Source organism: Microbacterium karelineae (genome assembly GCF_009745985.1).
Taxonomy (GTDB): domain Bacteria; phylum Actinomycetota; class Actinomycetes; order Actinomycetales; family Microbacteriaceae; genus Microbacterium; species Microbacterium karelineae.
The window spans coordinates 1-250 of the sequence record NZ_WFIX01000025.1 but is presented as its reverse complement, the minus strand read 5'-3'; the positions used below and the strand labels follow the sequence as shown (position 1 = coordinate 250).

Annotated in this window: 1 protein-coding gene; it reads right to left on the bottom strand. The window is 39.2% G+C overall.

What is annotated here, in order from left to right; all coding sequences use genetic code 11:
• A partial coding sequence (locus tag GB932_RS21795) for a neutral zinc metallopeptidase (RefSeq protein WP_197517172.1) occupies nucleotides 1-250 on the bottom strand: 250 nt, incomplete at both ends.

Genomic DNA, 250 nt, shown 5'->3' with positions numbered 1-250 from the left:
GCCGATACTTTGGGCAAATTCATAAGCTGCTGCAATTTCTGCAAAGCTGGTTTTATTGTATCCGTTAGGTCTTCTCAAATAGTATCCTGCAAAACCATCTGCTTCAAGCTCATTGGGTCTGAACGTTGATTCTGATACGGAAGGAAGATTGAAGATATACTGTAACTGATGTCCATACTCATGGGCAAGGATCATTGCATTTACAATATCACCACCTTTTGATTTTGCATCATAATAGATGGCATAACCA